Here is a 14,839-nt window from a genome sequence, read left to right as displayed (position 1 = left end):
TGATCACGGCCTCGCAGTAAGACTATGAACAGGTTTAGATCTTGCCGAACTCCTGCATCAATAGATCCTGTGCGCTATGGCGGGCGCCGCGTGGGTTGCGGCGTTTATATTCGCCGGTGTCGCCATCCAGTTCCCAGGCCTGGCTGTTGTCGGTGAGGTAGGGGCGTAGCCCTTCCTTGATCACACGGCGTTTGAGCTTGGGATCCAGCACCGGGAAGGCGATTTCGATGCGGCGGAAGAAGTTGCGATCCATCCAGTCGGCGCTGGAGAGGTAGACCTTTTCCTCGCCGTCGGCATAAAAATAGAACACGCGGGAGTGTTCCAGGAAGCGACCGACGATGGAGCGCACGCGGATGTTTTCAGACAGCCCGGCGACTCCCGGTTTGAGAGCGCAGGCACCACGTACGAAGAGGTCGATCTCCACGCCCGCCTGGGAGGCGTCGTAGAGCGCCTGGATGGTTTGCGGTTCGAGCAGCGCGTTCATCTTGGCCATGATCTTGCCCTTGCGCCCGGCACGGGCGGCCTCGGCTTCGGCATCGATGGCAGCGACCACATTGGGTTGCAGCGAGAAGGGCGACTGCCACAGGTGGTGCAGGCTTTGCGCACGGCCCAGACCGGTGAGCTGCTTGAAGACCTCATGCACGTCCGCGCCGATTTCCTCGTTGGCGGTGAAGAGCCCGAAGTCGGTGTAGAAGCGCGTGGTGCGCGGGTGGTAGTTGCCGGTTCCTAGGTGCACATAGCGCCTGAGGATCTGCTGGCCCTTGCCATTGTCTTCGCGGCGCACAATGAGCAGCATCTTGGCGTGTGTCTTGTAGCCGAACACGCCATAGACGACGTGGGCACCTGCTTCTTCCAGGCGGGCGGCCCAGCTGATGTTGGCTTCTTCGTCAAAGCGGGCCATCAGTTCGACCACCACATTGACTTCCTTGCCCTTGCGCGCGGCCTTGAGGAGCTGCTCCATCAATTCGGAATCATTCCCGGTGCGGTACACCGTCATGCGGATAGCCAGTACCTGTGGGTCATCCGCTGCGGCGCGGAGCATGTCGATGACAGGCGAGAAGCTCTGGAATGGGTGGTGCATCAGCAAGTCGTTGTGGCGGATGCTGGCAAAGATATCGTCGCGCTTGTCCAGCCCCTTGGGAACGGAAGGTTGGAAGGGCTGGAACTTGAGGTCCGGGCGATTGACCCAGTCGGGCACCTGCATCAGGCGCACCAGATTGACAATTCCAGGCACACGGTAGAGTTCTTCACGGTCCAGCCCGAATTGTTCGAGCAGGAATTCGCTGATCTGCGGCGAGCAGTTGTCGGGTACTTCCAGGCGCACTGCGTTGCCAAAGTTACGCTGCTGGAGTTCGCCCTGCAGGGTGATACGCAAGTCTTTGACTTCTTCTTCATCCACAAACAGATCGCTGTTGCGGGTGACGCGGAACTGGTAGCAGCCCAGCACGTTCATGCCTGCAAAGAGTTCGCCCACATGGGCGTGGAGGATGGAGGAGAGGAAGACGAAGCCGTTGTCCACCCCGGTGAGTTCGGCAGGCAGGCGGATCACGCGGGGCAGGGCACGAGGTGCCTGGACGATGGCGGCATTGGAATTGCGGCCAAAGGCATCGCGCCCTTCGAGTTCCACCGCAAAGTTCAAGCTCTTGTTCAAAAGCCGGGGGAAGGGGTGGGCGGGGTCCAGCCCAACCGGGGTGAGCACCGGCATGACTTCGGAGAGGAAATACTGCTTGATCCACGCCTGCTGCGCCTCGTTCCAGAGCGAGCGGCGCAGGAAGACGATGTTCTGCTCTTCCAGACGCGGCAGGATGTCGTCGTTGAGCAGCCGGTATTGCTCGGCGACGATTGTGTGCACCTCGCGGCTGATCTGTTTGTACAGTGTTTGAGGCGACATGCCATTGACCAGGGCGGTCGCCCCCAGCTTGACCTGTTCGCGCACACCGGCCACGCGGATTTCAAAGAACTCATCAAGGTTGCTCGATACGATGCACAGAAAGCGCAAGCGTTCGAGCAGTGGCATGGTCTCGTCGGCTGCCTGGGCCAGCACACGGCGCTGGAAGGCAAGGATGGAGAGTTCTCTATTGAATAGGTTTTCCGGGGGGGCTACCGGGCGATTCTCAATCAAAGGCATATCGGAACCTGTCTCACTCAAGTGTGTGGTTGTACTGCTTGGCTCGCTTGTGCTGCAGGGAGTGTGCCAGCGTACTGTATCGGGTCGACCTCTATTTTGTGACATTTCGATGACGTTTTGATGAACGAGTGACCAAAGGGGAGCCTTGAGGCGCATAAAGGGGTGCATCCATCAAGATAGGGAGATTTTTCACCGACCGTTTGTCCGGCGGATGCTAGAATTTTCTACTGTGCTATGTTGCCGGTACCACGAAGGTTAGTCCTTGATGTCTCATGAGCTAGTGTGTGCAGTCGATCTGGGGTCAAACAGTTTCCGCCTGATGATTGGTCGTATTGTAGGGGACCAGATCTATGAGCTGGATAACCTGAAGGAGCCGGTGCGCCTTGCTGCGGGCCTGAATGCGGACAAGCTGCTTGATGGCCCGGCCCAGCTTCGCGCCATTGAGGCACTGCGCCGCTTCAACGAGCGCCTGCGCGACTTTCCCGTCGATGCTGTGCGGGCGGTGGCCACCAACACATTACGGGTGGCGAAGAATACCAATGAATTCCTGATCGCGGCCGAAGAGGCGCTGGGTTTTCCCATCGAAGTGATTGCAGGGCGCGAAGAAGCGCGCCTGATCTACGTGGGTGTGGCCCATACCCTGCCGAACCCCGTCTTGCAGCAACTGGTGGTGGATATCGGGGGGGGCTCCACGGAATTCATCATCGGGCGCAATTTTGAATCCTTGCAGCTTGAATCGCTCTACATGGGGTGCGTGAGTTTCAGCCTGAAATATTTCCCCGGTGGGGTGATCACCCGGGCGGCCATGAAAGAAGCGGAGCTGGCTGCGCGCCAGCAACTGGAACTGATCTCGCAGGCTTACCGGGCGACGGGCTGGGAGTTGGCAGTGGGCTCCAGCGGCAGTGCCAAAGCCATCTGCGATGCGCTCGAACTCAACGGATTGTCTCCCGTGCCCGGTATTACCCGCGAAGGGCTGGAGAAGTTGCGCCACATCATGCTCAAGGCCGGGCATGTGGATCGCCTGGACCTGGAAGGTGTGAAGGCTGATCGTCTGCCAGTCTTTGCCGGTGGAGTGGCAATCATGTTGGCGGTGTTTGCCGAATTTGGCCTGGAACACATGGTTTTTTCCGAAGGCGCCTTGCGTCTGGGGGTGCTCTACGATCTGCTCGGGCGCTACCACCGCCATGATCTGCGTGACGCCACGGTTAGCAACTTTGTGCAGCGCTATCAGGTGGATGAGGCCCAGGCGCGCCGGGTGGCTGAAACTGCGCAACAATTGCTGATGTCCCTGTACGAAAACGTCGAGCCCGAGCATTTCAACCTGGAAAATGAGTGCCGCTTCCTCGGCTGGGCTGCGTTGCTACATGAGATTGGCCTCTCGGTAGCCCATGCCAGCTACCACAAGCACACCGCCTACATTGTTTCGAATGCCGACATGCCGGGCTTCTCACGCATGGATCAAGCCCGCTTGGCCCGGCTCGCGCTGGCCCACCGTGGCAAGCTGGAGCGGGTGATCACCACCACCCCCAGCGTGGCAGGTTGGGAGCTGATCCTGTGCCTGCGTCTGTCGGTCATCCTCAACCGTGCCCGCAACGATCGCACCACGCCCTTGTTGCGGATCGGCAAGGATCGGCGCGGCTACGTGGCTGTGGTGTCGCACAACTGGTTGCAAGAGTTCCCTCTCACTGCCGCCGCACTCAAGGAAGAAGAGCAGCAGTGGCAACGCCTGGGGCGTAGTTTCCGTCTTCAGGTCGAGCGCGGCACCGTGCCCGCGCAGGCTGTTTAGGTATCCGCCGAGGCCCGCATGAAAACCCGCGCCCACGCTGAAGCCCTGTCGCATGCTCCGCCGCCATCATTGGCGCGTGAAGGCTCGCGTGTGGTATTGCGTGGCGACTGGTGCCTATTTGCGCTGCGCCCACGTCTGCTGATCCTGCGCGCCCAGTTGCGCCTGCAAACACAGCATCTCACGGAGTGGGACTTGTCGGCGGTTACCCGCATCGATGCCTTTGGCGCCTTGCTCCTGCTGCGCTGCTGGGGCAAGACGGAGCCTGCCTCGGTGATCATGAGTGACATCCAGCGGGCCGCGTTTGACCGCATTCGCAACGCGGCACATCAAAGCCTGCCGCATACCCCCATCGATTGGCTCAGCCCCGTGCGGGTGGTGGGGGAATGGGTGCTGGGGGCAGCCTCCCATCTGTACGACTTCACCACCATGCTGGGGCTGGTGGTGCTGGAAGTGCTGCGTCTGGTGATTGAGCCTCGCAACATTCCGTTCAAGGAATTTTCTGCTGCGCTCTACAAGACGGGGCTTCGCGCCATGCCGATCTCGGCCCTGGTGGGCTTTCTGATCGGCGTGGTGCTCAGTTACCTGTCGGCCTTGCAGCTACGGAATTTCGGCGCAGAAGCCCTGATCATCAACATCCTGGGCATTGGCATCATCCGTGAGTTGGGGCCGGTGCTGGTCTCCATTCTGGTAGCCGGGCGTTCTGGCTCAGCCATCACCGCCCAGCTTGGGGTGATGCGGGTGACGGAAGAGATTGATGCGCTCTCGGCCATGGGCGTGTCGCGCCACCAGCGTCTGGTGTGGCCCAAGGTGCTGGCGCTGGCCTGCGCCATGCCCTTGCTGGTGGCCTGGACCTCATTGGCGGCGCTTGCGGGTGGCATGGTATGCGCCCAACTTTTGCTGGATATTGAATGGGCATATTTCTTTTCGGTGTTGCCCAACGTGGTGCCCATCGAGAACCTGTATATCGGTCTGGCCAAAGGTGCTGTCTTTGGTACAGCCATCGCGCTGATCGCCTGCCACTTTGGCTTGCGGGTCAAACCGAATACCGAAAGTCTGTCGGCCAACACCACGGCCTCGGTGGTCACGGCAATCACCAGCGTGATCCTGCTGGATGCGTTGTTTGCCATGCTCACCCGTGGAATAGGGGTGCCCTTGCGATGAGTGAGCGCGAAGGGCATTCCCCCGTCATCAGGATGCGCGGCATCCAGACCCGTTATGGCCCACATTGGGTGCACCAGGATCTGGACCTGGATGTGTACCGGGGTGACTTGCTGGCGCTGGTAGGCGGATCGGGTGCGGGCAAGACGACGCTGCTGCGCCAGATGATTGATTTGCAGCGCCCGGATGCGGGCAGCATCGAACTGTTCGGGGAACCGCTACAGGCGGGCCCTCGCGCTGAGCGTTTTGCACGCCGTCGCCGGGCCGGGGTGCTGTTTCAGCAGGGCGCGCTGTTCTCCGCCTTCACGGTGTATGACAACATTGCTTTCCCCTTGCGCGAATGTGGTGGCCTGCACGAAGATGAAATCCTGGCCATGGTCATGAGCCGCCTGGAACTGGTGCAGTTGAAGCCCCAGCATGCCATGCTGATGCCCGCCCAGCTCTCCGGCGGCATGATCAAACGCGTGGCCCTGGCGCGTGCATTGGCGCTGGAGCCGGAGCTTTTGCTGCTTGACGAACCAACTGCGGGGCTGGACCCCGAGAGAAGCGCCCGCTTCGTCGAACTGATCCGCAGCCTGCATGAAGGACTGGGGCTGACCGTGGTATTTGTCACCCACGACCTGGACACGCTTTCTGCATTGGCCAATCGCGTTGCGGTGCTGGCCGAACATCGTATACTGGCCACAGGGAGTCTTGAAGAAGTGCACGCCGTGGATCACCCGTTTATCAATAACTTCTTCCGCTATCGTTCAGCGGTGGGTGAGCGTGACGAGACCGAGGAGGCAGGTTCGTAGCATGGAAAACCGAGCATATGCGTTGTGGGTAGGCGCCTTTACGCTGCTGTTGGGCGGCCTCATAGTGGCTGCATTCTGGTGGTTTTCCAGCGGCGGGCAGAACATGAGTGAATACCTGGTCATATCGCCCAAGAGCGTGACGGGCCTGAACCCCCAGGCACCGGTGCGTTTCCGTGGGGTGCGGGTAGGCAAGGTGGTGGATGTGGATCTGCAGGATTCGCGTGAGGTCTATGTCACCATCCGCATCGAGTCCGATGTGCCGATCACCCGTGGCACGCACGCCAAGATCGGCCTCCAGGGGCTGACCGGGCAGGGCTTTGTGCAGCTTGATGACGATGGCAGCAATCCCGCGCCGCCGGTACGGCTGGGGAAACTACCGCCGATCATTGCCATGCAGCAAGGCGCACTTGAGCAGATTACCGAGGCCGGGCAGGCGATTGTGGCGCGGCTCAAAACCAGCTCAGAGCGCTTTGAGCAGTTGATGAGCGAAGAGAATATCAGCCGCATCGATACCACCTTGAAGAATCTGGCGGCCAGTTCCGCCCATCTGGAAAAGACCCTGGCACAGACGGCTGCGCTATCTGCCGACATGCGTCGTTTCTCCTCCCCGCAAAATGCCGAACGCCTGAGCAACACGCTGGAACAATTCCAGACGGTGAGCAAACAGCTGGGCCCGGCAGTGGATGACTTTCGCAAGGCGCTGGCCAAGGTGGATGCCGCAGGCGCGCGCATTGATCACTTGGGCGCCGATGTGCAGGCCAGCATTACCGCAGATACCTTACCCCGTGTGAATCAACTGGTGCTTGATCTGCAAGCCAACACCCAACAGCTCAGCCGCGTGCTGGATGATGTGGAACGTTCGCCGCAGCTTCTTTTGCTGGGTAAGCGTCAACAGCAGCCCGGACCGGGCGAAACCTCTACGGCCAAGCCATGAAAAAGCCGATTCTTTGTCTATCCTTTCTGTTGCTTTCGGCATGCGGGTTGATGCCCCAGGCATCCCCGCCGCTGACGCAACATGATTTAGGCGGTGGCTTCCGCACGCTGGCACGCCCCGCCTTGCCGCTACGCACGGTGACAGTCAGCTCCACGCCGGTGGTAGCGGGGTTGTCGATGCATTACCGGAACGCGACCGACCCCACCACACGCGGGGTGTATGCCTTCAATCGCTGGGCTGCACCGCCTGCCACCCTGGTCGATCAGGCGTTGACGCGGCTGCTGCCTGTGGAGCCGACCGGGCGATGCCGCCTGAGTTTCCTGCTCTCGGATTTCATTCTGGAGATTGATGCCCAAGGCAAGGGTTCCGCGCTGCTGGCAGGAACCCTGCGCCTGTCGCTGGACGGCAAGACTGCCGTGTTCAAGCGCATCGTGGATGTACGCGTGCCGGTGCCCAAGGTGGAACCCTCCGCCCAGGCGCAAGGTTTGCGTGATGCGGTGATCGCCCTGGCGGACCAGACCAGTGCCTGGATCACGGGTGACATTGAGCAATTCTGCAAGCAGCAATAGATGGCCGTGAGCCTGATCGATACCCACCTTCATCTGGATGCGCCGGAGTTTGCCGCAGACTGCGAGGCGGTGGTCCAGGCTGCCCACGCGGCGGGGGTCGGGCGCTTCGTTCTGCCCGCCATTCACTTGCCCAGTTGTACGGCAGTGGCCGAGCTTGTGCAGGCGCTGCCGGGCAGTGCCTGTGCCTTTGGCATTCATCCGCTCTACGTCAAAGAGGCACATGAGGATGATATTGCCCGCCTGCGTGATTTGCTGGCAGGCGGAAGGGCTTGTGCGTTGGGCGAAATCGGCCTGGATGGTTTTGTGGCTGATGCTGATCCCGAGCTGCAGGAATGGTTTTTCATCGAGCAACTCAAGCTCGCCAAGGCTTTTGATCTGCCGGTATTGCTGCACGTTCGTCGGGCGCAGGACCGAGTGCTCAAATACCTGCGCCGCCACCCCGTGCGCGGTGGTATTGCGCATGCCTTCAATGGCAGCGTGCAGCAGGCCCGCATATTCATCGAGATGGGGTTCAAGCTGGGCTTTGGGGGCGCCATGAGCTATTCAGGCTCCAGCCGGATTCGTCAGCTTGCGGCCAGCATGCCACTCGAATCCATCGTGCTGGAGTCTGACGCGCCAGATATTCCGCCCGCCTGGGCGCCTGCCCAGCGCAACGAGCCTGCCAATGTCGCCCGTTTTGCGCAGATCCTGGCAGACCTGCGTGGCTTGCCGCTTGACGCCGTGGCCGAGGCTACCACCCGTAATGCTTGCGAGGTTCTTGGTTTGTAGCACGGTGGGCTTGGCGTATAGTGCATAGGCGAACCTGCTGATTTGTTGCTTGGTCGTCAGCAGGTATCCAGAGAACGGTTGTTAAAACCGTCTGTTTGACCCAACAAGAGGATACCCCAAGATGAATGCACCATCGTCCAACAGGCCCGTCATCGGTCCGGAAGTCATTGCGCTGTATGACGAGTATACCCACGCGCCCTTGCCCCGGCGTGTTTTCATGAAACGCCTGACCGCCGTAACGGGCAGTGTGACCGCTGCTACGGCACTTTTGCCCTTTCTGGAAAACAATTACGCCCAGGCCGCAGTGTTGCCGGAAGGGGATGCGCGGCTGGCAACGCAAACGGCGGGCTTTGCCAGTGCAGCCGGGCTTGTCAGCGCCTATATGGCCTGGCCCAAGGCGGCCTCTGGCAAGCTGGCTGCAGTCATCATTATTCACGAGAACCGTGGCCTGAATCCCCACATTCAGGACATTACCCGCCGCCTCGCCCTGGCAGGTTTTCTGGCATGTGCCCCGGATTACCTGAGCGGTTTGGGGGGCACGCCCGCAGATGAGGACAAGGCGCGTGATCTGATCGCCCAACTCACGCCTGCAACGATTGATCAAATCTCGCTTGGCGCCCTTCAATTCCTCAAACACCACCCCCAAGCCAGCGGCAAGTGCGGGGCGCTTGGTTTTTGCTGGGGTGGAGGAGCGGTCAATCAGTTGGCCGTGGTGGCGCCTGATCTGGATGCCGGGGTGGCTTTCTATGGCATGCAGCCCAAGGCGGAGGAGATCAGCCATATCAAGGCGCCGTTGCTGTTGCATTACGCCGGGTTGGATGAGCGCATCAATGCCGGGATTCCCGGCTTTGAATCAGCTTTGAAAGCGGCTGGCAAAACCTATGAGCTGCATGTGTATGACGGAGTGAATCACGCCTTCAATAATGACACCAATGCAGCACGGTATGACGCCAAGGCCGCAACGCTGGCGTGGCAGCGAACGGTGGAATTCCTGCAGCGCTATCTGGGGTAAGTGTCAGCAGACCTTAATCCTCCCCGGCGGCTGGGTCTTGCCGGGGGTGGATGCTCTTGAGCATGGCAACAAGTGGCACACAGTACTGCCACAGCGAGATCAGTTTGTGTCCCGCATCCAGTATGCGGCGTGGCCGCTTCCAGACCAGCAGGGCGGCACCTGCGCCCGCAATGATCGGGGCATAGCGCAAGAAGGGGCGGGCCTGTGCGGCGGCCTGACTGATTTTTCCAAGTGGCTCTGACAGCACGACGAGGTCTTCGCCCATCGTCTGACGCAGATTATCTGCCCGGGCGACCAGCGCTTTGCGCCGGGCAGCCAGATATTCGGGCGAGCGGATCAAGGCAGGCTCCTGCTGAAAGCTTTGCGATCCTTTTCAAACTCTGCCCGCGTGGCACCCAAGAATTCCTTGCCGGATTTGAGCTTGCGGGCGGCAAGGGTGGCGCACCACAGACCTGCAACCACAAAGATCGTGGTACACAGGCCCAAGGCCAATAGGCGGTGGCTATCCCAAAGCAATACAGTGACAAAAGCCAGCAGGGCAAGCAGGCCAAAGGCCAGAAACAATGCGGCGAGCATGAGCAGGATCATGCCAGTACCGAGCTGCAGGAGGTCTTCCTCCAGCTCGGTGGCAAACAGGCTGACCCGGCATTCAAGCATCCCTACTGAGGAAGCCGCAAGCCGCCGCAGCCTCCCCAGAAAGCCTGTTGGCTGGTCGTTGCTCATGGGTGTTTTAGCGGCGGCCGATCAAAAGCCCGATCACCAGCCCGACTCCGGCGGCTATGCCAACGGATTTCCACGGGTTTTCCTGCACGAAGGCGTCCGTGGTCTTGGCTGCCTGCTTGGCTACCGCCGCGACTTCGCTTTCGGCCAGACGGGCTTTGACGGCATCAACGCGCCCCTTGATCTTTTCACGGGCTTCGGCAATCTTGCCAGAGGCATTGTCAGCGGTGATCTTCAACAGATCATCTGTATCGGCAAGCACGGTCTTCAGGTCTGCAATCAGTTTGTCGCGGGATTCTGCTAGATCACTCATGGTCAACTCCTTGTGGGGATTGAGAAATCACATACATCATATCTCGATATAGCCGGGTGGGGTGAACAATGCATCGTTTCAGACGGATGGATGCTCTGGTGGCGGGGCTTCATGTAGCTCAGGTGCGCAGTTCTTGATGATGTCTTGCCGGGTGATGCCCTTGTGGCTGAATACGCAGTTGCGGCCGCTGTTCTTGGCCTTGTAAAGCGCCTGGTCAGCATGCCCCATCAATTCTTCAATGTTCTTGCAACTGGCGTCTATCTGGGCAAGCCCGATACTCACGCATATCTGGAAGCTTAGGTGGTCATGGCTTGCCTGCATGGTTTCTACTGCGTGGCGCAGACGGTCGCAGAGCATTACAGCGTCATGTTCATTGGTGTTGGGCAGCAAGATGCCAAACTCCTCGCCGCCAACCCGGCCAAAGTGATCGGTGCTGCGTAGCCCCGCCGCCACGGTTTGGGTGACAGCCTTGAGCGCCTGATCACCTACCTGGTGGCCATAGACATCGTTGATTGTTTTGAAATGATCAATATCGATCAACCCCAGGGTGAAAACGCCGCCATAGCGGCCGTGCATCTCCATCGCCTCTGCGCAGTGTTCCAGGAATACGCGACGGTTGGGGATGCCGGTCAGTGCATCGGTGGTGGCCAGCCGATGCAGTTCCACCTCGGCCTTTTGGCGTGCGGTTTCCACCTCGCGGGCGTGCATCAGCAGTCCTAGCGCTTGCGCCAGTGGTTGCAGGAGTTGGACGATGTCCTGGTCGAATCCGCCGGGCCGGTTGCCCAGGCCGATGACGCCCAGCACCACATTGTTGTACAGGCAGGGCAGGGCGATGAAGGAGTTCAGGCTGGGGATGACCTCTGGGGCCAGCATTTCCAGCCCCAAGGTCTGCGCCTCGTTTGAGATCAGGGTACTGCCACGTTTCAGCACCCGGCGCATTGCTGCATTTTCAAAGGCGGCAATGCTGAGCTTACCGTTGTAAGCCTGGGTGTGAGGGGCAAACAGGCGGCTGGTGCCTGAGCTGAAAGGCTTGTTGCTCAGGGCGGGAATCTCCAGCGTGCTCGTCTTGTCTTCGTGTATCACGACTTCACCGATCAGGCCGAAACGCGCATCTGTAATCGACATGAGTGGTTCCAGCAGATCTTGCAGGGCGCTTTGTGTGTCACGGGCCAAAAGGAAGTGTTGTTGCGATTCCGAGAGCAGGGCCAGCAAGCGTTGTTGCCGGTCGCGGTTCTCTTCTTCCCACTTCTTTTGGGAGATGTCCTGGTGGGTACCCACAATCCGCAGTGGTGCTCCCTGGCTGTCGCGGCTGACCACACGGCCATGCGACTCTATCCATACGTAGTGCCCATCCAGATGACGCAAACGGAATACATAGGAAAAGCCGGGACTGACTCCGGCCAGATGGGCCTCAAGGGCTTTTTTCCGGCCTTGGTGGTCGGCAGGATGAATACGGTCTTCCCAAGTGTCATAGCTGCTGGTGCCTTCATCGACAGACAGCCCCAGGATGATTGCAGCACGTTGATCCAGCACGCCCTGCCGGGTTTGCAGATTGATGTCCCAGGTGCCAAGATTGGCCGCTTCCAGCGCCAGGGTCAGCCGCTGGCGGGCGCTTTCCAGTGAGGCTTCAAGTTGTTTTTGCCGACTGATGTCAAACAGGTAGGCCTGGATCAGGCGGATTGAGCCATCAGATCCGTAGACCGCGTTGAGCCCCATGAAAAAGTGGTGCACAACGGTATTGTGAGGCATCAGGCGGATATTCAATTCCCGTGATGTGTAGAGGCCGTTGTATAGGCTTGCCAAGCAATTATGCAGCGAAGGGAGGTCTTCTGGATGGATGACCTCTTCCAACCGGAAGTCCGGCGCCCGCGTCCTCCCCACGGCCAGCCCGAGCAGGGGTTCTGTATTGCTGGATGCATAGAGGACGTGCCAGTCTTTGTGGGCTTGGAAGCTGAGGATGGCGATCGGGCCATCAGAGAACAGATTGTAGGTGGCAAGCAACTCGGCGGTACGTTGGCGCAGGTGGATGGCATCCATGACCATGCTGGCCAGTGCCTGGAGCTGCGCCAGTGTGTCCTGATCAATTTGGCGGGGAACATGGTCGATCAGGCAGAGCGTGCCGATTGAGAACTGCCGGGTATCACGCAAGGGCACCCCGGCGTAGAAGCGGATGAAGGGTGATGCAGTGACCAGCGGGTTGTCGGCAAAGCGTTCATCAAGCGTCGCATCCGGGACGACCAGTGCCTGTTCGCTTGCGACCACATGGCCGCAGAATGAGGTGGCCCTTGGGATGGAATCCAGTTCAATGCCCTGGCGTGATTTGATCCACTGCTGATGCGCGTCAACCAAGGAGATGAGGCAGACGGGAACCTTGAAGAGGGTGGCTGCCAAACGGGTGATGCGGTCGAACGCCTCTTCTGACGGGGTTTCCAGCAAGGCCAATTCGTGTAACCAAGCCAAGCGTTCTGATTCGTTGGCGGGGAATCCGGGTTGTTTCATCAACACAGGCTGAGCAAGCAGAATGTCCCTTTATCGTGGCACGAATTTTCTTGCAGATGTGCGCATTGCCCGTATGGTCTTCACTTTACACGCATCAGGTGGTTCATATGCTGCGTGGCGTGGGTGCGGTCTTGCACAAGGCGGTTTGGGTTGATGGGAAAAAAACGGAATACGCTGGTGCAACGTAGTCTGGAACGGTGATAATTATGGCTATGGTCGGCCCAGCCTCATCTGGCCCAGGAAAGTGTAGCGATGAACGATAGTGGTGATGTGACAAACAGTTTTGGTGTATCTGAAAAGCGCTCGTTCGAACGCCGCCGTGTTCATTGGCGGATGCTGATTTTATTGCCCACGGGAGAGAAAAAACCCGGTTACGTGATGGATGTTTCCGAAGGGGGATTGCGGATTCTTTCCATGTATTCCTTTTCCACGGGCAGTTCGATCAATATTGCCGCGTTTGTGCCAGATGTGCAGAAGCCGGGTAACTACTTGGTGACAAGCTTCACCTGCAAGGTGATCTTCCAGGTACTTAGGGGGGCCGAGGTACAGTTGGGCTTGGAGTACGTGAATTTGCCAGAGGTGGCTCGACAACGCATTCGGGCTGCAGTCCGGGCTGCATCATAAAAAAAACCGGCGAAAATGCCGGTTTTTTGTTCCACTCCCATTTTCAGTGGGCAGGCGCTTACTTCTTCAGGAAGTCTTCGCGTTGCGGGGTGAAGGTGTCGAGCAGGATGCCTGCCTTCAGACAGGTGCAGCCGTGCATGATGTTCGGCTCTTTGTACAGGGTGTCGCCCGCCTTGACGATCTTGGTCACGTCGCCAATGGTGAATTCAAACTCGCCCGACAGCACATAGGTCAGCTGTTCATGGGGGTGATTGTGCATGGGGCCAATGGCGCCATCGGCAAAGTGGACTTCAACCTGCATCATCTTGCCGTTGTGGGCAAGAATCTTGCGGCTGACGCCGCTGCCCAGGTCTTCCATCACGCAGTCTTTGTTAAATACGAACATGGTTGGTGCTCCCGCGAAAAAAGTGCTTGATTCTAACTGATCACCAGATTAACCCTAATTGCGCTCTGGCAAGTAGCCGCTATTATCTCCAAAATTGGCCGTTTTTGGGCAAAATCGTGATGCAGGGGCGGTACATGTCCCCGGTATACGTGTTTTGCGCTGAGTTGCGCTAAACCCGGGCGAACTTCTGCTTTGGGGCGCCAAGCCCCCTACGAAGCAGGGGGCCGACCCATCGCATTGCTATGCGGCAGATTGTTTGGGCAGGATGCGATTGAGTTTGGCCGTCAAGCGTGCCCATGATCCCTCGGGCTTATCTTGCTGGGTATTGGGCGACACCTGCAGGGAGTCTCCAGGGCGAATCGGCATAGCGGCAATCGTGTTTGCAGTGGCCGTAGCCTTGGCTTTGGCAAACAGGGCAGGGTCCAACGCCTTGCCGCAATGCGGGCAACAGCAGGATTGCGCTGCACTGGCTCGGGCCGTGACTGGGGCGGCGGGTTGGCTGTTTGCAGCCATGCCAAGACCAGCAAAGCTTTGTACTTGGCGAGGCGTGGGACTGTCTCTGAGTACCGGGTCTGCTGCCGAGCTGTAGACATAAGGCTGGTTGACGTCGGTATCTGCAAACGAATTACGCATGTCTTCCATGCGGGCATATTCGTGGATGGAAGCAATGGCCCAGTCATCTTCCTGGTTCGAGCGGCTGCCAAAAATCATGGAGGCCGTCAGCGCCGTGCTTTTGCCAATATCGTCGCCCTTGTTGCCAGTCTGAGTCTGGTTGGCGGGGGGAGATTGAGGTTCGCGCTCCAGGCTGACCTGCATGCCCATCTTCTTCAGCTCGGCCACGTAATAGGCGCCATGCTGGTCGCTCAGGCCCTTTTTGAGAGTCACTTTGCGGCCGGAAAAAACCTTGTCGATCTGTACCTGGGTAGCTTTCATGCGCTGCGCTGCGGCAGCGATGACTGCTGGCTTGTTGAACCCCGGGACGATTTCGCCACTGAAGACGACCCTGAACATAGAAGAAGCTCCCAAAACGTCAAGACGATATTGTTTGTTTTTTGTGAAGCAATTATCGTTTATCTGCAAAAAACTTGGGGGCGATTTTTTGCGGTTTTACGGGTTTGTTGTATGAGGTAAACAGTGGGGCAAGACAGC

The 14,839-nt window shown here is 59.0% G+C and carries 15 protein-coding genes; 8 read left to right on the top strand and 7 right to left on the bottom strand.

Annotation, left to right across the window (positions count from 1 at the left end; all coding sequences use genetic code 11):
• Positions 1–34 precede the first annotated feature (34 nt).
• Complete coding sequence (gene ppk1, locus B145_RS0112170) at positions 35–2,128, bottom strand: polyphosphate kinase 1 (RefSeq protein WP_018607682.1); 2,094 nt, start codon at positions 2,126–2,128, stop codon at positions 35–37.
• Positions 2,129–2,393: 265 nt separating this feature from the next.
• Between ppk1 and ppx the strand changes: the two genes are divergently transcribed.
• From ppx to B145_RS0112135, 7 genes are all read left to right on the top strand, one after another.
• Positions 2,394–3,914, top strand: coding sequence for an exopolyphosphatase (gene ppx / locus B145_RS0112165; protein WP_033407053.1), 1,521 nt, complete (start codon positions 2,394–2,396; stop codon positions 3,912–3,914).
• Positions 3,915–3,932: 18 nt separating this feature from the next.
• Positions 3,933–5,075, top strand: a complete 1,143-nt coding sequence (locus B145_RS0112160) for an MlaE family ABC transporter permease (protein ID WP_018607679.1) — start codon at positions 3,933–3,935, stop codon at positions 5,073–5,075.
• Positions 5,072–5,866 (top strand): ABC transporter ATP-binding protein, encoded by a 795-nt coding sequence (locus B145_RS0112155; protein ID WP_018607677.1) that lies wholly within the window; start codon positions 5,072–5,074, stop codon positions 5,864–5,866. The genes B145_RS0112160 and B145_RS0112155 overlap by 4 nt, the downstream gene beginning before the upstream one ends.
• A gap of 1 nt (position 5,867) precedes the next feature.
• Positions 5,868–6,800, top strand: a complete 933-nt coding sequence (locus B145_RS0112150; protein WP_018607676.1) for an MlaD family protein — start codon at positions 5,868–5,870, stop codon at positions 6,798–6,800.
• Positions 6,801–6,850: 50 nt separating this feature from the next.
• Positions 6,851–7,369 (top strand): ABC-type transport auxiliary lipoprotein family protein, encoded by a 519-nt coding sequence (locus tag B145_RS27510; protein ID WP_157288389.1) that lies wholly within the window; start codon positions 6,851–6,853, stop codon positions 7,367–7,369.
• A complete protein-coding gene (locus B145_RS0112140) occupies positions 7,370–8,137 on the top strand; it encodes a TatD family hydrolase (protein WP_018607673.1) in 768 nt (255 codons plus the stop codon). It abuts the gene before it with no gap.
• A 121-nt stretch (positions 8,138–8,258) separates the two neighbouring features.
• On the top strand, positions 8,259–9,149 hold the full coding sequence (locus B145_RS0112135) for a dienelactone hydrolase family protein (RefSeq protein WP_018607671.1): 891 nt from the start codon (positions 8,259–8,261) through the stop codon (positions 9,147–9,149).
• A gap of 13 nt (positions 9,150–9,162) precedes the next feature.
• On the opposite strand, the gene B145_RS0112130 is transcribed toward B145_RS0112135, so the two are convergent.
• The 4 genes from B145_RS0112130 to B145_RS0112115 form a co-directional block, all read right to left on the bottom strand.
• Positions 9,163–9,489 (bottom strand): YqjK family protein, encoded by a 327-nt coding sequence (locus B145_RS0112130; protein WP_018607669.1) that lies wholly within the window; start codon positions 9,487–9,489, stop codon positions 9,163–9,165.
• Positions 9,486–9,872 (bottom strand): phage holin family protein, encoded by a 387-nt coding sequence (locus B145_RS0112125; RefSeq protein ID WP_051082590.1) that lies wholly within the window; start codon positions 9,870–9,872, stop codon positions 9,486–9,488. Before B145_RS0112125 ends, B145_RS0112130 begins: the two co-directional genes overlap by 4 nt.
• Before the next feature lie 7 nt (positions 9,873–9,879).
• Positions 9,880–10,182: an ElaB/YgaM/YqjD family protein gene (locus B145_RS0112120; RefSeq protein ID WP_018607666.1), complete on the bottom strand. Its 303-nt coding sequence runs from the start codon at positions 10,180–10,182 to the stop codon at positions 9,880–9,882.
• Positions 10,183–10,260: 78 nt separating this feature from the next.
• The gene (locus B145_RS0112115; protein WP_018607664.1) at positions 10,261–12,681 is read right to left on the bottom strand and encodes a sensor domain-containing diguanylate cyclase; all 2,421 of its coding nucleotides are present in this window, start codon (positions 12,679–12,681) and stop codon (positions 10,261–10,263) included.
• Between the two features lie 252 nt (positions 12,682–12,933).
• Here B145_RS0112115 and B145_RS0112110 point away from each other — a divergent pair, with 252 nt between their 5' ends.
• A complete protein-coding gene (locus B145_RS0112110) occupies positions 12,934–13,305 on the top strand; it encodes a PilZ domain-containing protein (RefSeq protein WP_018607662.1) in 372 nt (123 codons plus the stop codon).
• A gap of 58 nt (positions 13,306–13,363) precedes the next feature.
• Here B145_RS0112110 and B145_RS0112105 read toward each other — a convergent pair whose 3' ends face one another.
• Together B145_RS0112105 and B145_RS0112100 are read right to left on the bottom strand one after the other, a co-directional pair.
• A complete protein-coding gene (locus B145_RS0112105; protein WP_018607660.1) occupies positions 13,364–13,690 on the bottom strand; it encodes a cupin domain-containing protein in 327 nt (108 codons plus the stop codon).
• A gap of 240 nt (positions 13,691–13,930) precedes the next feature.
• Complete coding sequence (locus B145_RS0112100; RefSeq protein ID WP_018607658.1) at positions 13,931–14,701, bottom strand: hypothetical protein; 771 nt, start codon at positions 14,699–14,701, stop codon at positions 13,931–13,933.
• Between the last annotated feature and the right edge of the window lie 138 nt (positions 14,702–14,839).

The sequence above is a fragment of the Uliginosibacterium gangwonense DSM 18521 genome, from assembly GCF_000373965.1.
In the GTDB taxonomy this organism is placed as follows: Bacteria; Pseudomonadota; Gammaproteobacteria; order Burkholderiales; family Rhodocyclaceae; genus Uliginosibacterium; species Uliginosibacterium gangwonense.
Note: the sequence above shows the minus strand (reverse complement) of the source record. Positions and strands in the feature narration are given on the sequence as shown.